The organism is Nostoc sp., assembly GCF_036917135.1.
Taxonomy (GTDB): Bacteria; Cyanobacteriota; Cyanobacteriia; order Cyanobacteriales; family Nostocaceae; genus Nostoc.
Window position 1 is genome coordinate 53604 of the sequence record NZ_JBALEA010000025.1, and the last position, 17002, is coordinate 70605.

Annotated in this window: 26 protein-coding genes; 12 read left to right on the forward strand and 14 right to left on the reverse strand. The window is 42.3% G+C overall.

Going from position 1 to position 17002, the window contains the following annotated elements:
- Positions 1-169: 169 nt before the first annotated feature.
- Complete coding sequence (locus V7K50_RS06985; RefSeq protein ID WP_099103871.1) at positions 170-352, reverse strand: CsbD family protein; 183 nt, start codon at positions 350-352, stop codon at positions 170-172.
- A gap of 345 nt (positions 353-697) precedes the next feature.
- Positions 698-1162 (reverse strand): hypothetical protein, encoded by a 465-nt coding sequence (locus tag V7K50_RS06990; protein WP_334958481.1) that lies wholly within the window; start codon positions 1160-1162, stop codon positions 698-700.
- Between the two features lie 253 nt (positions 1163-1415).
- Between V7K50_RS06990 and uvrB the strand changes: the two genes are divergently transcribed.
- The 3 genes from uvrB to V7K50_RS07005 all read left to right on the forward strand — a co-directional run bounded on the left by uvrB (position 1416) and on the right by V7K50_RS07005 (position 4196).
- Entirely contained in the window at positions 1416-3413 is a 1998-nt protein-coding gene (gene uvrB, locus V7K50_RS06995; protein WP_334958483.1) for an excinuclease ABC subunit UvrB, read from the forward strand.
- Positions 3414-3771: 358 nt separating this feature from the next.
- Positions 3772-3978 (forward strand): type II toxin-antitoxin system HicB family antitoxin, encoded by a 207-nt coding sequence (locus V7K50_RS07000; protein ID WP_334958485.1) that lies wholly within the window; start codon positions 3772-3774, stop codon positions 3976-3978.
- Entirely contained in the window at positions 3975-4196 is a 222-nt protein-coding gene (locus V7K50_RS07005) for a type II toxin-antitoxin system HicA family toxin (RefSeq protein ID WP_334958487.1), read from the forward strand. The genes V7K50_RS07000 and V7K50_RS07005 overlap by 4 nt, the downstream gene beginning before the upstream one ends.
- 293 nt (positions 4197-4489) lie before the next feature.
- Here the strand turns inward: V7K50_RS07005 and V7K50_RS07010 are convergent, their stop codons facing one another.
- The 5 genes from V7K50_RS07010 to V7K50_RS07030 form a co-directional block, all read right to left on the reverse strand.
- Positions 4490-4672 carry a hypothetical protein gene (locus tag V7K50_RS07010; RefSeq protein WP_334958489.1) on the reverse strand — a complete coding sequence of 61 codons (183 nt, stop codon included), beginning with the start codon at positions 4670-4672 and terminating at the stop codon, positions 4490-4492.
- 8 nt (positions 4673-4680) lie between these two features.
- Positions 4681-5208: a calcium-binding protein gene (locus V7K50_RS07015; RefSeq protein ID WP_334958671.1), complete on the reverse strand. Its 528-nt coding sequence runs from the start codon at positions 5206-5208 to the stop codon at positions 4681-4683.
- Complete coding sequence (locus tag V7K50_RS07020; RefSeq protein ID WP_334958491.1) at positions 5205-5330, reverse strand: hypothetical protein; 126 nt, start codon at positions 5328-5330, stop codon at positions 5205-5207. Before V7K50_RS07020 ends, V7K50_RS07015 begins: the two co-directional genes overlap by 4 nt.
- A gap of 154 nt (positions 5331-5484) precedes the next feature.
- The gene (locus V7K50_RS07025) at positions 5485-5955 is read right to left on the reverse strand and encodes a DUF3368 domain-containing protein (RefSeq protein ID WP_334958493.1); all 471 of its coding nucleotides are present in this window, start codon (positions 5953-5955) and stop codon (positions 5485-5487) included.
- Positions 5952-6218 (reverse strand): UPF0175 family protein, encoded by a 267-nt coding sequence (locus V7K50_RS07030; protein WP_334958495.1) that lies wholly within the window; start codon positions 6216-6218, stop codon positions 5952-5954. The genes V7K50_RS07025 and V7K50_RS07030 overlap by 4 nt, the downstream gene beginning before the upstream one ends.
- Positions 6219-6491: 273 nt before the next feature.
- On the opposite strand from V7K50_RS07030, the gene V7K50_RS07035 reads away from it, so the two are divergent.
- From V7K50_RS07035 to V7K50_RS07050, 4 genes are all read left to right on the forward strand, one after another.
- On the forward strand, positions 6492-6695 hold the full coding sequence (locus V7K50_RS07035) for a hypothetical protein (protein ID WP_334958497.1): 204 nt from the start codon (positions 6492-6494) through the stop codon (positions 6693-6695).
- Positions 6695-7213 carry a hypothetical protein gene (locus tag V7K50_RS07040; RefSeq protein ID WP_334958499.1) on the forward strand — a complete coding sequence of 173 codons (519 nt, stop codon included), beginning with the start codon at positions 6695-6697 and terminating at the stop codon, positions 7211-7213. The genes V7K50_RS07035 and V7K50_RS07040 overlap by 1 nt, the downstream gene beginning before the upstream one ends.
- A gap of 208 nt (positions 7214-7421) precedes the next feature.
- On the forward strand, positions 7422-7664 hold the full coding sequence (locus tag V7K50_RS07045) for an antitoxin family protein (RefSeq protein WP_334949082.1): 243 nt from the start codon (positions 7422-7424) through the stop codon (positions 7662-7664).
- Positions 7651-8058, forward strand: coding sequence for a PIN domain-containing protein (locus tag V7K50_RS07050; protein ID WP_334958501.1), 408 nt, complete (start codon positions 7651-7653; stop codon positions 8056-8058). The genes V7K50_RS07045 and V7K50_RS07050 overlap by 14 nt, the downstream gene beginning before the upstream one ends.
- Before the next feature lie 2 nt (positions 8059-8060).
- Here V7K50_RS07050 and V7K50_RS07055 read toward each other — a convergent pair whose 3' ends face one another.
- The gene (locus tag V7K50_RS07055; RefSeq protein ID WP_334958503.1) at positions 8061-8210 is read right to left on the reverse strand and encodes a hypothetical protein; all 150 of its coding nucleotides are present in this window, start codon (positions 8208-8210) and stop codon (positions 8061-8063) included.
- A gap of 123 nt (positions 8211-8333) precedes the next feature.
- On the opposite strand from V7K50_RS07055, the gene V7K50_RS07060 reads away from it, so the two are divergent.
- Positions 8334-8477, forward strand: a complete 144-nt coding sequence (locus V7K50_RS07060) for a hypothetical protein (protein WP_334958504.1) — start codon at positions 8334-8336, stop codon at positions 8475-8477.
- Positions 8478-8707: 230 nt separating this feature from the next.
- Here the strand turns inward: V7K50_RS07060 and V7K50_RS07065 are convergent, their stop codons facing one another.
- The gene (locus V7K50_RS07065) at positions 8708-9001 is read right to left on the reverse strand and encodes a hypothetical protein (protein ID WP_334958505.1); all 294 of its coding nucleotides are present in this window, start codon (positions 8999-9001) and stop codon (positions 8708-8710) included.
- Positions 9002-9417: 416 nt separating this feature from the next.
- On the opposite strand from V7K50_RS07065, the gene V7K50_RS07070 reads away from it, so the two are divergent.
- From V7K50_RS07070 to plsY, 4 genes are all read left to right on the forward strand, one after another.
- Positions 9418-10212, forward strand: coding sequence for an MlaE family lipid ABC transporter permease subunit (locus tag V7K50_RS07070; protein ID WP_334958507.1), 795 nt, complete (start codon positions 9418-9420; stop codon positions 10210-10212).
- Positions 10213-10355: 143 nt separating this feature from the next.
- Positions 10356-10742, forward strand: a complete 387-nt coding sequence (locus V7K50_RS07075; protein WP_334958508.1) for a DUF3119 family protein — start codon at positions 10356-10358, stop codon at positions 10740-10742.
- Between the two features lie 136 nt (positions 10743-10878).
- Entirely contained in the window at positions 10879-12153 is a 1275-nt protein-coding gene (locus tag V7K50_RS07080) for a DUF3086 domain-containing protein (RefSeq protein ID WP_334958510.1), read from the forward strand.
- A gap of 113 nt (positions 12154-12266) precedes the next feature.
- Positions 12267-12947, forward strand: coding sequence for a glycerol-3-phosphate 1-O-acyltransferase PlsY (gene plsY, locus V7K50_RS07085; RefSeq protein WP_334958512.1), 681 nt, complete (start codon positions 12267-12269; stop codon positions 12945-12947).
- Positions 12948-12982: 35 nt separating this feature from the next.
- Here plsY and V7K50_RS07090 read toward each other — a convergent pair whose 3' ends face one another.
- The 5 genes from V7K50_RS07090 to V7K50_RS07110 form a co-directional block, all read right to left on the reverse strand.
- Positions 12983-13243 carry a hypothetical protein gene (locus tag V7K50_RS07090; RefSeq protein ID WP_334958673.1) on the reverse strand — a complete coding sequence of 87 codons (261 nt, stop codon included), beginning with the start codon at positions 13241-13243 and terminating at the stop codon, positions 12983-12985.
- 60 nt (positions 13244-13303) lie between these two features.
- Positions 13304-13543: a hypothetical protein gene (locus V7K50_RS07095; RefSeq protein ID WP_334804050.1), complete on the reverse strand. Its 240-nt coding sequence runs from the start codon at positions 13541-13543 to the stop codon at positions 13304-13306.
- Positions 13544-14062: 519 nt separating this feature from the next.
- A complete protein-coding gene (locus tag V7K50_RS07100; protein WP_334958514.1) occupies positions 14063-14635 on the reverse strand; it encodes a hypothetical protein in 573 nt (190 codons plus the stop codon).
- A gap of 37 nt (positions 14636-14672) precedes the next feature.
- On the reverse strand, positions 14673-16283 hold the full coding sequence (locus V7K50_RS07105; RefSeq protein ID WP_334958515.1) for a hypothetical protein: 1611 nt from the start codon (positions 16281-16283) through the stop codon (positions 14673-14675).
- Entirely contained in the window at positions 16280-16984 is a 705-nt protein-coding gene (locus tag V7K50_RS07110) for a hypothetical protein (RefSeq protein ID WP_334958517.1), read from the reverse strand. Before V7K50_RS07110 ends, V7K50_RS07105 begins: the two co-directional genes overlap by 4 nt.
- Between the last annotated feature and the right edge of the window lie 18 nt (positions 16985-17002).

The window sequence follows — 17002 nt, forward strand, 5'->3', positions numbered from 1 at the left end:
TACGTCTCTACAAAAATTCTGGAAACCAAGCTCATACTCTATTATCCACCCCTTGCTCAGGAAGTATGAAAAGAGTTTAGCTTGCTTCTAAAACAACTCATATTTTTCTGCAAAAAGAGAATTAACCCCATTTATATCCCTATAGTTTCTGCAAAAAAATGATGAATTGTTAGTCAATGTTTTTCTTAACATTATCTTTTACGTCTTCAATCCCATGACGTACTTCGCTTTCAGCTTGCTTTGCCTTACCTTTGGCTTTGTCTTCAGGATCTCCAGTGACATTTCCTAATGCTTCTTGGGCTTTACCTTCAACATTTTTAGCAGCTGCTTTAGCACGATCTTCTATGCTCATTTTGTACTCCTGATTTAATAAAAAGTTACTTTCAAAGCTATAAACTACTTTGAAATCCTTTGTTCTTACTCTTACACAGTAGCTTAAAGTTTTTGCTAAAGCCTTCCACCACAAGGCATATTAAACAATTAAAAATTAAAAATTAAAAATTAAAACTGCAAAAAAGTAATTGTACTAAGCATCCTGGCTGTTGGCTGAACGTAAATTAAAACAATAATAGTTTAGTTGCCTATGCTAAAAGACATAGAACAAGTGCAAATATCGTCATCCATACTTTTTAATTAGCTAAAAAAAACCAGTTTCTTAAAGAAACTGGGTTAATAAAGTTATGGTGATGTTTTTTGTCTAATCTAGAAAACCCATAAGGGTTTCAGAATTATCAACCTCATTTGATGCTATCGGACGGTTCCCAAATGATGAATAGCCGTCAGAAATTACCAATGAACTTGAGGCAATTGGACGAATCCCAGAAAGATTTATACTTTCAACGACTTGAAATGTATTCGCACCAATTGGACGAATACCCATTGAGTTATAGGTTTCAACTACTTCTAACGTACTGGTGCTAACGGGGCGCACCCCAGCAATTGAAAGGTGTTCAGCAACTTCTAAGTCGCTAGCGCCTATAGGACGAATTCCAGAAATGGCGAGTGTTCCAGAAGCTCCCACTGGCAGTTCAGTAACTTCCTCGACTTTATCAGCATTCAAGCTCTGGTCTGGTTGATTTTCAACTTCCTCTGTACTTTCCCCTGGAGACTTGGCATTGTTTTGCCGAGAACCGATTGCTTTGCCAGCGCTGCTAATAGCCATAAACGAACACCTCTGGTTTGTTAATTGAATTTTACAATAATTAAGGAAAGATGAAATTTTTTTCCATATACCTTAAAGTTTAACCTTAAAAAACCTCATATAGATATAAGAATCTTTAAAACAGATACATAAGTAAATTTAAAGCATTAATTTTTGTAAATAATTATTACTATTTATTTGGTCTAATAAGCCAGCTAGAATGGATACAGGGCGGAATCGTCACCATGAAATAGGGTATTTCCAGCAAAACTGTATGACAGAATTTTGTCTTCAAGCTCCCTTTAGTCCCACAGGCGATCAACCACAAGCGATCGCACAATTGACTGCTAGTATCCAATCAGGCAATCGTTACCAAACTTTACTAGGAGCCACTGGAACTGGCAAGACATTTTCGGTAGCAGCAGTGATTGAGAAAATTGGCAAGCCTACTTTAGTGCTGGCACATAACAAAACCCTTGCTGCACAGCTTTGTAACGAGTTGCGAGATTTCTTTCCCAACAACGCAGTCGAGTACTTTGTCAGCTACTACGATTACTATCAGCCAGAAGCGTATATTCCCGTTACCGATACTTATATTGAAAAAACGGCAGCGATTAATGATGAAATAGATATGTTGCGGCATTCAGCGACGCGATCGCTTTTTGAACGCCGTGATGTGATTGTCGTTGCTTCCATCAGCTGCATCTACGGTTTAGGAATGCCAGCAGAATATCTGAAAGCTGCCATCCCCCTTCAGATAGGTATGGAAGTAAATCAACGCCAAATTTTACGAGATTTAGCCAACGTTCAATATAGCCGCAACGACATCGAAATGGGTCGGGGAAAATTCCGCGTTCGGGGTGATGTCTTAGAAATTGGACCAGCTTATGAAGACCGGATTATTCGCGTCGAATTTTTTGGTGATGAAATTGACGCGATTCGCTATATTGATCCGGTGACAGGGGAAATTCTCAAAAGTTTGGAAGCGGTGAATATTTACCCTGCGCGTCACTTTGTCACTCCAGAAGAACGGTTAGAAGTCGCTTGTCACGATATTGCAGCCGAATTAAAACAGCAAAAATTAGACTTAGAACAAGCTGGGAAACTATTAGAAGCGCAACGCATAGATCAGCGTACACGCTATGACTTGGAAATGCTACGCGAAGTAGGTTATTGCAACGGCGTTGAGAATTATTCCCGTCACTTAGCAGGAAGAAAACCTGGAGAATCGCCAGAATGTTTAATCGATTATTTTCCTAAAGATTGGCTATTAATTATCGATGAATCTCACGTTACTGTGCCCCAAATTCGTGGGATGTATAACGGCGATCAAGCTAGAAAAAAAGTTTTAATTGAACATGGATTTCGTCTCCCTAGCGCTGCTGATAACCGTCCTTTGAAAGCAGAAGAATTCTGGCAAAAGATGAATCAGTGTATTTTTGTTTCAGCAACTCCCGGAAATTGGGAAATAGAAGTTTCTGAAGACCATGTAATTGAGCAAGTGATTCGACCAACTGGGGTGGTTGATCCAGAAATTTCTGTGCGTCCCACAGAAGGACAAATTGATGATTTATTGGGAGAAATTAAAGATAGAGCCGATCGCCATGAACGAGTGTTAATTACCACATTAACCAAGCGGATGGCGGAAGATTTAACCGAATATTTGCAAGACCACGGTATCAGGGTACGTTATTTACATTCTGAGATTACTTCTATTGAGCGCATTGAGATTTTGCAGAACTTGCGCGAGGGGAAATTTGATGTTTTGGTTGGTGTGAACTTGCTGCGGGAAGGTTTGGATTTACCTGAAGTTTCCTTAGTAGCAATTATGGATGCAGATAAAGAAGGTTTTTTGCGAACCGAGCGTTCTTTAATTCAAACTATTGGTAGAGCCGCGCGTCACGTCCAAGGACAAGCGATTTTGTATGCCGATAATATGACAGGTAGCATGATTAAAGCCATTGATGAAACAGATAGACGGCGTGGAATTCAAACGGCACATAATCGACTGCATGGAATTACACCACAACCAATTGTGAAAAAATCAAGTAATGCGATTTTGGCTTTTTTAGATGTATCTCGGCGGTTAAATGCAACTGATTTAAAAGTTGTCGATGAACATATAGATGAACTGCCATTAGAACAGATTCCAGGGTTGATTACTTTGTTAGAAGCGCAGATGAAAGAAGCGGCGAAGAAACTGGAATTTGAAGAAGCGGGTAAATTGCGCGATCGCATTAAACATCTGCGGGATAAAATGTTGGGACATTAGTGCTTGGTCAGGGTAGCAATAAAAATAGTGCAGTTTGAAACCGAAGCAACCGAAAATTGAATATATCGGCAATGAAGATGCGTAGACGCCCAGACTTATATCTTGCACTAGGCGACTAGAAGTCGCGGCTACACAGACAAAACCTGCCTCCGCAGGTTGAAAAGCCTTGATTTTGCGTTAGTCGGCGTAGGCGGACTTCGTTTGTATAGCCGCGATTTCTAATCGCTAGGGCTAGGTGCAAGATGTGATCAGAGAAATATACAGTTTGAGGTTGAAATGAACAGTAGAAGGCAGATTTAAGAGGCTTACTTGATAAGATCAAGAACAGTTATACACATTTTTTATTATCGAGTAGAATATGAGACAGGTAATTGTGTATCGAGATGAAGATGGCTTCTGGGTTGTAGAGTGCCCAAGCCTAAAAGGTTGTATTAGCCAGGGTAAGACTAAAGAGGAAGCCCTTTCCAATATCAAAGAGGCAATCTCAGGTTACGTTGCCGCATTAGAGGAGGATGGCTTGCCTGTTCCAGAAGATAACTTTGAAACGTTTCTGGTACTCGTGTGAGCAAATTACCGAGCATTTCAGGAAGAGATTGCGCCAAAGCCTTAGAAAACGTGGGTTTCTACGAAAAGCGTAGGCAAAGTAGCTATATTATTCTACCACGAGATGAACCGTTTGCTCAAGTTGTTGTCCCAGATCATCAGGAATTAGCCAAGGGTACGTTGCGGGCAATAATTCGGGATGCTGATTTAAGTGTAGAGGAATTTATTGCATTGCTATAGGGCGGGACTGGGTGAAGCGATCGCCATTAGCTTTAATGTTAAGCCTTAATGTCGTAACCTTAAGCCTTAATGTCGTAACCTTAAGGCTTAATGTTGTAACCTTAAGCCTTAATGTCGTAATCTTAAGGCTTAATGTTGTAACCTTAAGCCTTAATGTCGTAATCTTAAGCCTTAATGCTTGATGGGTAGTGCGGTGGCATCCAACGATCGCCGTTGTTCAAGCAAAGCTTTCACAATCTCAAAGATTATGTCCTAATTTTCTTTGGTGCGATCGCCAGTCATATCAAATCTGGTTAAATGCACACAGTTAAATTGTTGTTTGTTTCTGACCACCAGTGGCAATAAGTTAGACCACGAATTAAATCACGCTCGTTAGATAGTAGCTTGCAACGTTGAAATAAAACGGACTCTAGCTCATCTAAGGAATCAAATGACTGATTAGCGATCGCCTGATTCGTGACAGGCCATAACCGCACACAGGTTTCTAGAAAATGGTGATGACACTACTTAAAATCGGTGATAAGCTCAAAATAGAGGAAACTCTCGCAATCTGAGTGTCTTCAACGAACAGTGCGCCTGTACTTCTGTCGAACGTAATCGCATCGAGAGCGTCTGTATCTATTCCGAAACCTTCGGCGGAAATCCAAATCTCATCAGTGAAGATATCGAAGTCAGTGATGGTATCAATTCCTTCATCTGGGGAATTAAAGTAAAATCTATCGTTACCGTCTCCGCCTGTAAGTATGTCCCTGCCCAAGCCTCCAACTAGGACGTCATCACTGGCATTACCTTGTAACACGTCATTGCCATCATTGCCAATCAGGCTATCATTGCCAGCGCCACCGAAAAGGTTGTCAGCACCCGCCCCACCTTCTAAGGTGTCATTACGGGTGCCGCCAGTCAGCACGTCGTTGCCATCATTGCCAATCAGGCTATCATTGCCAGCGCCACCGAAAAGGTTGTCAGCACCCGCCCCACCATTTAAGATATCGTCACCAGAGCTGCCATTCAGGGTGTCATTACCAGACGGGCTATTAGCATTGCCACCCCTAGCCCATCCATATAATATAATATGTCATTTCCCGAAGTTCCATTTCTTGTGTCAGAAACTGTGGTGCCGTAGATAGTTGCCATTTTTGTTTTTTTCCTAACTTTCCTAATTGATGTTCAGGGCAAAAGTCAGTTTATCAGATTACTAGTAGGCGATCGCAAGTCCCCCAACTCTAGAAAATTCGTTCATATTGTGAGTGACAAGAGTGGCAGCTACGCCCGTCGTAGACATCGCAAGTTAATCATCTTTGAGTAAACGTTTCAGCAAACTTGGTGCAACCCAGAAGCCAACATCTTGCAACTGTTCAAACGTTGCTTCTAAATCCAGCAAGCCATATCTGGTAGCGTCTTTCAAAATGCCCAGAAGCCCAATTATTTTTAATCCACGTTCCACAGCAATTCGCCTTGCTGCTTTGTCATCCAAGATCACTAAATCGGCTTTCAGTTGTTCTGCAAGTAAAATTGCTTCTCGTTCACCAGGGTCAAGCTTTTCTAGTTCAACGTCTTGAGGAAGTTCGATTGGTTGTATTTGAAGCCAATTAGGAGGTTGAGCAATCCAGTTTTTCACAACAGGGGGTGATTCAGATGCTCTTAGTTCATCTGCAACGGCTTGAGGAATGATCACACATCCATATAGACGCTGTAATACGAGAATCTGATTGATTAATAGCAGGTAACAAACTGGAGAGGTATCAGAGACAACAATCATTGTACTCTGAATTCCTTAAGAGTCTGAAGATCCTGTTCTAATTCAGTTTCGTCATAGTTTAGATAAATACCCATCTGCTTCAGAAAGATATGAGCACAAAGACGGGTTGGTAGCTGGAGAATTTGACGCACTTCAGCAGTGTTAATCTTGCCACAACCGTAAGCATCGGCAACAATTAGTTCTAGGAAGCGACGAGAGAGGTTCCCTTGCGTTTGGTCTAGTCGCTGGGCAATTTCATCGGGAATTTCAATGGTAATTTGCATACTTCAAGCTACATATAATCTAATCATTAGCTCTATGGTAAGCGATCGCCGCACAAGAACCCCTTTGCACCAGACGGTTGCAAATCGCTGCTGAGTTCGAGATTGCTTGCTTACCGTCCTGATTTGAGCCGTTAATGACTTGTTGAAGCGATCGCCAGAAAGCATCTGCGGGATAAAATGCTAGGACGTTAACGTGAATCTGATGCTGACCAATATTCGCCCTAAATTGAAATAGCTGATTCCAATCTCAAGTATGATCGAGAAGTAAAAGCGATGGCTTCTCTACGAGAGGCTTGTCTGCGACACGCTACGCGAACGCCAACGCCAATGCCAAGAGCGAACGCTTATGCTAAGTCAGGTATTATTGAGTACTGGATTTTAGATATCAATGGACGCAAGTCAGATGTATGGGCGAGTGGGGAATCCAAAATTATCAGCCGCAGTGGAGCAACTCAGCTACAGAGCTATTGGAATTAATGGTGCAAATTCCTCTAACAGGACTTCAAGTTCAAACTGTGTGGAGTTTATGGGATGAGAAAAGTGACGAATGGTTTAGCGATGCTCCCGTAGTTATCTGTACACAGGAAAAGCAACTTGAATTTTGTGCCACTAAATTAAATGAGTTTTCCTTTTCATTGGATTCAATTGACTTGAGCAGTCCGGTATATTGGTGTGGAGATGAAGACCCTGACAGAAAACCATTACGATGGATTCAGCAGAAAAATCCTGAGTTCAGCGATCTAGTAGGAGAACTTGTCACAGGAATCGAAATTGTGGAATCTCGCGTCGAAAAAGATATGCAAACTTTTCTGGGCGTAGAAGCGTGGATACTTTCAGGGATTGCTTTGCAGTTTAAGAATGAGCGCCTTGAAATCCTGAACGGTTTGGATTGCAACACCTTATCTCGAAGTCGGAAGAGTGATGAGGGATTGAGATATAATATTCAGGTTGCGACGCGGTATAACAACACTGTTGCAACGCACTGGCAAGGTTGATCGGTGTGGTAGCAAAACTTATTGGCAGCCTCTGAACAGCACCGTTATGCTGTTGAGCCTTTGGTGAGGGCGTAACCACAATCTAATCTGTTGGTATTCAATGATTCAGTTAGTGTGAGATGTCAGTGAGGCAACGTTTTCGTTTTGAGTGTGATGGTAAGGCGATGGGCTATGCTTGAGGGGATAGCGACCTGCATAGACTTCCAATATGACCCAAGCTCTGAAAGCAATTTATCGTAACGGTGCATTCATCCTTCAAACAGCTTTTGAGTTGCCTGAAGGAACTGAGGTTGAATTGTTGATTCAGTCCCCTTATGTTGTGTCACCGCCAATTTCTAATACAGAGGCTAAACAACGGTTTCTCAGATCGCTAGTCGAACGGATGCAGCAAAATCCGATTCCGCTTAATGCTCCTCGGTTCACACGGGAAATGCTGCATGAACGCTGTTGACACCAACATCTTAATCTACGTAAATGATCCCCGCGATCCAGTTAAACAAGGAATTGCAGTTTCTCTCATATCTGCTCTGACAGAAAGTGTTTTGCTGTGGCAGGTTGCCTGTGAGTATTTGGCAGTCAGTCGCAAATTGGAATCATTGGGATATAACAGAGCGCAAGCCTATCAGTACGTTCGTGATTTACAGCAGGTTTGGTACACTGCGCTCCCAACATGGAGCGTTATTGATCGTGCAGAGAACCTGATGAGCCGCTTTAGTCTATCTCACTGGGATTCAATGATTATTGCCGCTTGTTTAGAAGCAAACGTTCAAACGCTGTACACAGAAGATTTTGGATACTCAAGTATTGATGGGCTAGGAATTGTTAATCCATTTAAAGCTCCTTGAAGTCAAAGTTGCCGCAGATTCCTATGAATTCCCAGTGCCATCGCCGCACAACAACCCCTTTGCAGCAGACGGTTGCAAATTGCTGCTGAGTTCGAGATTGCTTGCTTACCGTCCTGATTTGAGCCGTTAATGACTTGTTGAAGCGATCGCATTAAACATCTGCGGGATAAAATGCTAGGACGTTAACGTGAATCTAATGCTCACGAATTAGTAATTCAGCGACTCTAGATATCTCGCTATAATGCTTGTTGAACTCTAACTTGTCCCAGATCCCTATGACCTCCCAGCAACTTGAAGAACCCTCTCAACAACTCGAAGCGCGAGTTGCAACTTTGGAGACAGAACTGGCAGAAATGAAACAGATGTTGTATGGGTTTGTCCAGAAAAAATCTCCTTGGTGGTTAGAAGTCGCAGGTTGACATGCTCCCAAAGCCGTCCTCGAAGGACGGGGTTTTAAACCCATTTTTCTGATAACTAATGAATATTTAATCAATAACTTCAGGAATCAATTTAATTAATAAAAAAAATTCATTCGCCAACACGAATCTCTATTTAGCTTTAGACCAGTAGTACTTTCACTGTTGGAAATATTACTTTCTCCTGTTTTCTACAGATCATGAGCGCCTGACGAAACTGTTTCCACTAATTATCAGTTTATTCGTAAAATTTGATACCTATAATATACGTACATATCAAACAGTACCCCAACGAAACTACAGGTCAAGCTAATTACAAATAATCCGCGTAGGGGAGTCCCACTACCAAAGGTGGCGAGAAAATGCATAATCTCAGTAGCGATCGCCTCAGTCAACTCTTGTAAGCCAGGGAAGTGACCAATGAGGGATAGAAATAGCAATCCGCCACCAACGAGAAACATCGGAACGATAAAACTAAAAATGATCGTGAGTAGTAGGGAGCGGAGAAAGTTAGTAAAAATAGTCATTTCAGACAAACTCCGTGAGTAGAGATGACAAGAGCTAGATAGCGGGTTGTCATTTTCTACAATACGGGCGATCGCTCCAGAGCAAACAATCTGTCAAGAATCTTAAGTTTTCATTAAAATAACCTGCTACCAGTTACAGCAGATGCTGGGGATATAAAAAATGACTTAAATCTCTAAAAACCTTGCAAAATCAAGGTTATATCCAAGATTAGCACCTATTTATTGCTTTGCAGGACGTTTAATAACAGCTTCATTTTCTGAGAGCGTCTTTAATCTAAGTTAATATTCAGCCTTCTTAGGGGAGTGGAGAAGAAGCACGGGAGCAGAGGGGAAAGAAGTAATTTTTAATTCTCCCCATTCCCCATTCCCATGACTTCCGCTATTCTTAAGGCAGTTACCGAGTTAGCTACAGAACATTGAACCAGACTAAATCCAAATCCAGTTTAGGAGAATGGAGTCAGCGACTGCTGGCGGCGATTTTTCTGGGTGGACAAGTACTAGTTCACCTATTGAGGGGCAAAATCCATCGGCGCAACACCTTAGAACAAATGGCAGCAGTTGGGCCAGATTCCTTATTTATTGCCCTCTTGACGGCTATTTTCGTTGGTGCGGTGTTTACCATTCAGGTGGCACGGGAATTTATCAACTTTGGCGCAGGAAACATTATCGGTGGAGTGCTTTCTATAGCGTTGACACGAGAACTCGCTCCCGTGTTGACAGCAGTGGTTTTGGCCGGACGAGTCGGTTCTGCCTTTGCAGCAGAAATCGGTACCATGAGGGTCTCAGAACAAATCGATGCCATGTTGATGTTAAGAACAGATCCAATCGATTACCTCGTTATTCCCCGCGTCCTTGCTTGCTGTTTAATGCTACCAATTTTAACCCTCCTGTCTCTGCTAACAGGGATGTTTGGGGGATTTATGGTTGCGATAAATATCTACAATCTGTCTGATACGGTATTTTTAGACTCAGCCCGTAACTTTCTTGGAATCTGGGATATTTTTAGCGCCATGATTAAGGCGTGTTGCTTTGGCATTTTAATCGCCGTAATTGGTTGCAGTTGGGGGTTGACGACAACAGGAGGAGCCAAAGGTGTCGGACAGTCAACTACAACTGCTGTTGTGACTGCCTTAATGATTATATTTGTGAGCAACTTCTTTCTTTCTTGGTTAATGTTTCAGGGGACTGGCAGTGCATTTATCGGCATGTAAAACTGATAAGTTAGGAGCAAAGCCGGAAATGCTCTGCCTTCGTTTAACAGTTAAGGGTTATGAGTTCAAACTCCTCACTCCTAACTCATGACTCCTAAAATAGATCAAGATGCCTACTAATAAAGAAAGCAGGATTTAAGACTGTGACCAGTTCATTTGCTCCTAATACCACATCAACTGTGGAACTCAAACCTAGTTACAATATACCTATAGTGTTGGTGATTGCCGCTATTCCACTACTGTTGGTACAACCGTGGGTAGGCTCCATTTTCACACTGTTTGGTTTGTTTCTCATGTTTCAGGCGTTAACGCTGCGTTTGCAATTTACTGCCACCGACTTAGATATTTACAGAAGCGAAAAATTGATTCGGCGCTTTCCTTACCAGGAATGGCAAAACTGGCGGATTTTTTGGAATCGAGTCCCCATCCTGTTTTACTTTAAAGAAATTAAAAGTATTCACTTTTTACCGATTTTATTTGACCCCAACACCTTGAAAACTTGCTTAGAAAAACGTTGTCCGCGTATTTAGTGCTGAGTGACATCTGTGCTGAGTAGTTTTGATCTAGACTCATAACTCAGCACTCATGCTCAGGACTTTTGTGGCTGGTCAATTGTAATATTTCTGAAAGCTATTTATTCGCGTCATCGGAATTACACTATTGTTTATGAACCCAGAGGCATCTCAAACCCCAGAACCAATTGATGAGCAGTTGGCAGAAAAACCAGAAGAGAAGAATCCAGTTGAACATCCAGTAAATCCATCTGTTGAGTCAGTGGTAGGAACAGAAGCCATTAGCTCATCAGAAGATTACACAACTTTTGAGCCACTCATTTCCAACGCAGAAGTTGTAGATTCTACAGTAGAGCTAACCGAAAATTCAAATGGCGAGTTTGTCGCCCAATTAGAAGCAGAAAATGTCGTACTGGGATCAGAGATAGAATCAGGAAATTATTCATTATATACAGAAGCAGAGCAGCGAGTGGCAGAGTTGCAGAGTGCCCAAGCCGCTCTCAAGTCAGAAATAGCCAAACTGCAAGCTTCTTACAAAAACCTTCAGGCACAAGTGAGTGAAACTCAAACCTCACTGGGACGACTCGTGCAAGAGTCGCTGGTGCAGTTAGAACAACGCAAACAAACCCTGCAAATTTCTGTAGAACAATTAGAACGCCGTCAAGAACGTATCCGTAACGAGATGCGAACCACTTTTGCTGGTACATCCCAAGACTTGGCAATTCGGGTGCAGGGGTTCAAAGACTATCTCACGGGTAGTTTACAGGATTTGGCCTCTGCGGCCGAGCAGTTGCAATTGACACCAAGAGTGGTGGAACGAGAAAAACCATCTGTAAAAGAAGCTAAACCAGTTGAATCCCAACCTGGAATACCCCAATTTGCCCAACAGCAGTTTCAAGATACGACAAAGCAAATTCGCCGCATAATTGACCAATACCGCAATAAACCAGATTATTATGGACCTGCGTGGCAACTACGCCGAACTTTTGAACCAATCCACGCTGAACGTGTATCTAACTGGTTTTTTACCCAAGGGGGACGGGGTGGTTTGCGGACAATGGGTAGCCGTTTACAGAATATTTTAATTGCCTCAGCCACAATTTCGATATTACACAAGCTGTATGGCGATCGCGTCCGTAGTTTAGTTTTAGCTAATACACCTGAGCGATTAGGTGAATGGCGGCGCGGCTTGCAAGACTGTCTGGGAATCGGTCGCCCAGATTTTGGCCCAGACCGGGGTGTGGTATTATTTGAAGCATCAGACGCTCTGGCTCAAAAAGCAGACCGATTGACGAAAGCCAATCAACTGCCCTTAATTATCATTGATGATTCAGAAGAGCAAATCAGTTTATCACTGCTGCAATTTCCCCTGTGGTTAGCTTTTGCTCCTGACCCCAAAATAGTGAGAAACTATGATGACGACTTTTAAATTAAATGAGTCATTAGTCACTTGTACTGAGCGTAGTCGAAGTATTGGTCATTAGTCATTAGTCAAGAGATATTACTCTTGACTTTTTTGAATTTTGAATTTTGAATTGTATTATGGCTATCTGGTTAACTTTGTGCTTGCTAATTGTGCTTATAGCTTACCTGCTGGGTTCTTTTCCTACTGGGTATATTGCTGTGAAGCAGTTAAAGGGTATTGATATTCGGGAAGTTGGTTCAGGTTCCACTGGCGCAACTAATGTACTAAGAACCTTGGGGAAAGTACCAGGAGCATTGGTTTTAGTAATTGATTCCTTAAAGGGAGTATTAGCGATCGGTCTAGTTTACTGGTTGTTCAATTTTGAGCCAATTCAAAACTATATACCTCCAACGGTAGATGCACAACTGTGGCAACCGTGTATAGTAACTTTAGCTGGGTCAGCTGCCATCCTGGGACATAGTAAATCAATTTTTTTGGGCTTTACTGGTGGTAAATCTGTTGCTATCAGCTTGGGGATTTTATTGGCAATGAGTTGGCAAATAGGTTTAGCGACAGCAGGTGTGTTTGCCTTCGTTGTGGCGATATCGCGGACTGTCTCTTTGAGTTCAATTGTCGGTGCGATCGCAGTTCCCATTTTCATGCTACTTCTGCATCAACCCTTACCATATATTCTGTTTGCAATTGCTGGTGGATTGTATGTGATTTTGCGCCATCGCACTAATATTGAACGACTGCTTGCAGGAACAGAGCCAAAAATTGGGCAACCTGTAGCGACAGAACCAGAACAAGTTGCATGAACCAAAAATCCCCAGGCTTGAAGCTGTGGGAGTTATCAAGAACGAACGTTACCTTTAATTAAACGGTGGAAAAGGCGGCAAGGCCACAAAAAAGCTCCACAAATACTGACTGAGGCGATCGCGGCCACAACTCGCCAACTCGAACTAGGCTCAGTGCTAGACTCTGAAGGATGAGCTTGTGTATTTTTAGCTAGTTCTGGCATTGAATGAGATAGCTGACTGGCTGTACTCACCCCTTCAATGGCTGCTCCAATTAGATAAGCTACCAGGGCGATTACTAGCCAGTGATTGATAATATTCAATTGTTTGAACTCTGAGCGTATACTTGGCAGTGATCAATCATTTGATTTCTCGTACTAATGATTGCCGCCTTGTCCAAAGGATAATCTACCTTCAGCCGTATCACGAATTAGGGGCAGTTTAGATTTTATATAAGTATTGAGGGTGCTATCTGCCTGGGCATCAATCCCCTGTTTAGCTTTTAACTGATGGAGGAGCAATTGTACTAAAGCAGCATCGTCAAATTGGAGCAGGGTGCTGACCTGGGTAGACTCGATTACAGCCCAGAGCTGTTGCATCATTTTGGCAGTGACCATGAAGCCTGTAACCTCTTAAGCTTTTCTTCATATTTACACGAATTTGGAATTTGTGGTTAGTTTTTATCTGAAGATTTATAAAGATGTGGGTTGGAAACGGCTGATTAAGTAGACCTCCTAGTTCGTAGTGAGCGATTCATCGCTCAAAACAAGGATCATCAAGACTAAAGTCCTAACTACAAACTTTACAGCACTTTGCAAGTAAGTGAAGTACACCCTTCCCTTGCTTGGGGCTATGGTGAATTACCCCCCTTAATCCCCCCGACAGCAGATTTCAGGTAAATGAAGTACATATATAAAACCCAAAACCTTGTAGAGACGTAGCAGTGCTACATCTTTACGTGTATTCGATGAGAGCGCAATCTGCTGTATTGGGGCGGGAAACAACAAATCTAGTTCCCTCACCAATATATCGGGTAGGGTTAGGGTGGGGTATTTTTGTACCTCATCAACTCGCAATCTGCTGTAAATTATGATGTATTTCAATTAATTGAAATACAACGCTGCCTTGCAAGAGACCTATTGTGAAACTCTCGCACAAGCTCCTTCTTGACCAGAAGGATCGGGAAAAATTGCTAAGGTGTGATATTCAGGGTTATCTGTTCCATATATCACTCGAAAAGTATACAGTTTGTTTCTACCTTGCCCTTCGGTAACAACTGTTAAAAGTGTATTACTAGTGTTAGGAAGTCCGGGAATGTCCAGTTTTTTAATTCGTCTGAGTTGCATTACATTCGCGGCTGAGTTTTTACAGTCTCCTGAACTACTATTAGGTTTTGGGCCATACTGCATACATACCGGCCCATCAAAATCTATAGTTACCTGTGATGGATCGTTTAACCAAACTTTTTTAATTACTTCTCCAGCCGGAATAAAGCTTAAATTTGTTCCTTCTTGATACCAAACATCGATAGTAGGTATTAGTCCCCCTAAACCCTGCGCTTGACAGGAAAATACAGAACGCAGAACGGCGTTATTAGCTACAGCCCGACCTACCAACAACAACATAGCAACCGAGAAAATTAAGGAAGCTACAGGTAGGAAATAAGAACGTTTTCGGGTATTTCCTGACAATTTAGTATTATTTTTCATGGTTGCAAATATGTAAAATTGGTATAAATCCTACCTTCTAAAGCTGGGTTGGTTGATTAACGTAGATTTCAATATTTGTGCCTGCTGGCAAAAACCAAACATTATTTTGTTGTGACATTTGAGCGATCGCCTGTTGATTACGTTGGGCAATTTGGTTTCCTAGACTGTTCAAACCACCTTCCACAACCGCAGCTCCAAGGTTGCGTCTGTTCTCAGTGATAGTACCAGTAGTAGAAGTAGTGACGGGGGAGGTGGTGCCGTCGGCATTAGTGGTGGTGGTGGTGGTGGGTAAGGACACGAGTGTGGTATCAGGGCGATTTATTAACTCTGCGGCTTTACTAAGACCTCCCACAAGGAATTGTCCTGCATCCATTGATGCTATGGATGAACTCTGACTGGGAAATTTATTTGCGATTAAAGGTTTACCTTGGGTACCGCGAAGAATAATTGCATTGTTGGGTAAGGTTTGTTCTGTAGGGTTGCCATTATTTTGCGAGATAACTTTAATTACGTTCATCTGCAAAAGACCTTGGTCGGAAAGGGAACGAATTTCAGTGAGGAATTCGGTGTTTGCAGGTAGAGCGATCGTACCATCCTTACATTTTAGGGGTTCTTGCAATCGGATTACAAATACGTTTTTGTTTTCGTCTGCGTCACCACCACCACCACCACCACCTTTACTACTTTCCCCAAATATCGCTGTCGCTAACACACCTTTCGCACTACTCCCAACTGCTAGACATTTCTGTCCCTGCGGTTGCGCTTGACTAACCACAGGAGCTGGCTGTTGTGGAGTTGGGCTAGGATTGGGGTTTGGTGTCTGTTCTTGGGTATTATTTACAGGTTCAGAAGCGGCTGCAATAGGTTGAGTGCTAGCATTTACTTGACCATAGCTACCTAACTTTGATAACCTCATCCACTCTTCAATGGGGCTTGGTGGAGATGGTGGAGTTGTATTAACTACTGGTTGAGTGTTTGGGTTGACAACTGGTAGCTGGGGTGATGGCAAAGGTTGATAAGCAGGTGCTTTAACTATGGGAGCAGCCGCCACTGGTTGAGGTACGTAAACTGTTGGTGCCGGTGTTGGGATCACGTTCTGTCTATCTATGGAAGAAACTAACGGTTTTTGTAAGGCTACTGTGGGCGTTGATTTAGCAATTCTGAGTTGTTGTTGGGCGGCTTTTACCAGTTGTGCTTGTTCAGTCAGGGCTAATTTCGTTTTGAGAGTATCTACTTCACCTTCTAGCTGTTGAGAGCTAGATTGATCAGTGGGCTGCGATCGCACTTCTGGTGAGACAATAGTTTTTGGCTTTTCATTGCTGGTACTCATCAACCGAGACAAAAACACACCACCAACCAAAACTACCGCTAAGGTAGCAGCACCTACCAAGGCTAACTTTGCAAAGGGATTAGATGAGAGGGGTTGCTGAGTCTGAACTTCTTGTGGTTGAGAAATCGACTCTTGCGGCGTTGCAGAGTCTTCTGAACCTTGGGGATTAGTAGCAGAAGAAGATTCTTCTTCAAAGCCGACCAACCTTGACATCTGTGATTCCCAATCTAAAGATTCTACTTCTGGTTGGCGATCGTCGGTGGTTAGAGTAAATCCATTTTGGAGAGGCGTTTCCGTAGGAATTGAGTATTGAGTCATGGTAGACCTTGGTTGGGATTTACAGAACAATTCTGATCTTGGATTTCACAGACATTATAAATTTCTAGTCTGGCTTCACCAAGGCGGTAAGCTGCGAAGTACGACGGTGGTGCTGCATTTGGTAGTGAAGTCGCTGGTTTATCTATTGATCTAACTAAAATTTGTTTATTAAAAGAAACTGATTTTCCCAATTTATCATAACCGCTAAAAATCAACTGATTGGCAAGCATCTCCACTTTCCACTTTCCCTTGCCTATTTCTGTAGGCTGAGAAATTTTTTGAATTACTAATACATTCTCCGTTCCTCTATTAACATTTTCAAATTGGCTATCTGGATTTAAATTAGTAAGTTGTGACTTAAGTTTTTGTTTAAAATCATCAGCTACCAGTTGGGAGGTAATTTCCCAGACTTGTGTGGGTGGCTGTTGCTCTGACCAGGTAAGCATTAAGCTCATAGTTTCACCCACAAAACGCCGAATAGTCTCTGGTTGTCGTTCTAAATTTTGTTGAGGGTCTACGGTTATAGCATGACCATCAACAAGTTGTACTAAACTTTGAGGTGTAAGTTGCTGACCTAACTGTTGTAACATAGAACCATGAAATATTAGTAACAGCAAGGTAAATAGATGTAAACCAAGGGTTCCCACTGCCAACAGTGGCAAGGGGCTATTTTTTTTATTTTCTGGTTTGAGTAATTGCATTAATAATTGATTATATAA

What these genes read in the sequence shown, in the direction of transcription:
- V7K50_RS06985 (WP_099103871.1), bottom strand. Translation starts at nt 352, where the DNA reads ATGAGCATAGAAGATCGTGCTAAAGCAGCTGCTAAAAATGTTGAAGGT.
- V7K50_RS06990 (WP_334958481.1), bottom strand. Translation starts at nt 1,162, where the DNA reads ATGGCTATTAGCAGCGCTGGCAAAGCAATCGGTTCTCGGCAAAACAAT.
- uvrB (WP_334958483.1), top strand. Translation starts at nt 1,416, where the DNA reads ATGACAGAATTTTGTCTTCAAGCTCCCTTTAGTCCCACAGGCGATCAA.
- V7K50_RS07000 (WP_334958485.1), top strand. Translation starts at nt 3,772, where the DNA reads ATGAGACAGGTAATTGTGTATCGAGATGAAGATGGCTTCTGGGTTGTA.
- V7K50_RS07020 (WP_334958491.1), bottom strand. Translation starts at nt 5,330, where the DNA reads ATGGCAACTATCTACGGCACCACAGTTTCTGACACAAGAAATGGAACT.
- V7K50_RS07025 (WP_334958493.1), bottom strand. Translation starts at nt 5,955, where the DNA reads ATGATTGTTGTCTCTGATACCTCTCCAGTTTGTTACCTGCTATTAATC.
- V7K50_RS07030 (WP_334958495.1), bottom strand. Translation starts at nt 6,218, where the DNA reads ATGCAAATTACCATTGAAATTCCCGATGAAATTGCCCAGCGACTAGAC.
- V7K50_RS07035 (WP_334958497.1), top strand. Translation starts at nt 6,492, where the DNA reads ATGGCTTCTCTACGAGAGGCTTGTCTGCGACACGCTACGCGAACGCCA.
- V7K50_RS07040 (WP_334958499.1), top strand. Translation starts at nt 6,695, where the DNA reads ATGGTGCAAATTCCTCTAACAGGACTTCAAGTTCAAACTGTGTGGAGT.
- V7K50_RS07045 (WP_334949082.1), top strand. Translation starts at nt 7,422, where the DNA reads ATGACCCAAGCTCTGAAAGCAATTTATCGTAACGGTGCATTCATCCTT.
- V7K50_RS07050 (WP_334958501.1), top strand. Translation starts at nt 7,651, where the DNA reads ATGAACGCTGTTGACACCAACATCTTAATCTACGTAAATGATCCCCGC.
- V7K50_RS07055 (WP_334958503.1), bottom strand. Translation starts at nt 8,210, where the DNA reads ATGCGATCGCTTCAACAAGTCATTAACGGCTCAAATCAGGACGGTAAG.
- V7K50_RS07060 (WP_334958504.1), top strand. Translation starts at nt 8,334, where the DNA reads ATGACCTCCCAGCAACTTGAAGAACCCTCTCAACAACTCGAAGCGCGA.
- V7K50_RS07065 (WP_334958505.1), bottom strand. Translation starts at nt 9,001, where the DNA reads ATGACTATTTTTACTAACTTTCTCCGCTCCCTACTACTCACGATCATT.
- V7K50_RS07080 (WP_334958510.1), top strand. Translation starts at nt 10,879, where the DNA reads ATGAACCCAGAGGCATCTCAAACCCCAGAACCAATTGATGAGCAGTTG.
- plsY (WP_334958512.1), top strand. Translation starts at nt 12,267, where the DNA reads ATGGCTATCTGGTTAACTTTGTGCTTGCTAATTGTGCTTATAGCTTAC.
- V7K50_RS07095 (WP_334804050.1), bottom strand. Translation starts at nt 13,543, where the DNA reads ATGGTCACTGCCAAAATGATGCAACAGCTCTGGGCTGTAATCGAGTCT.
- V7K50_RS07100 (WP_334958514.1), bottom strand. Translation starts at nt 14,635, where the DNA reads ATGAAAAATAATACTAAATTGTCAGGAAATACCCGAAAACGTTCTTAT.
- V7K50_RS07105 (WP_334958515.1), bottom strand. Translation starts at nt 16,283, where the DNA reads ATGACTCAATACTCAATTCCTACGGAAACGCCTCTCCAAAATGGATTT.
- V7K50_RS07110 (WP_334958517.1), bottom strand. Translation starts at nt 16,984, where the DNA reads ATGCAATTACTCAAACCAGAAAATAAAAAAAATAGCCCCTTGCCACTG.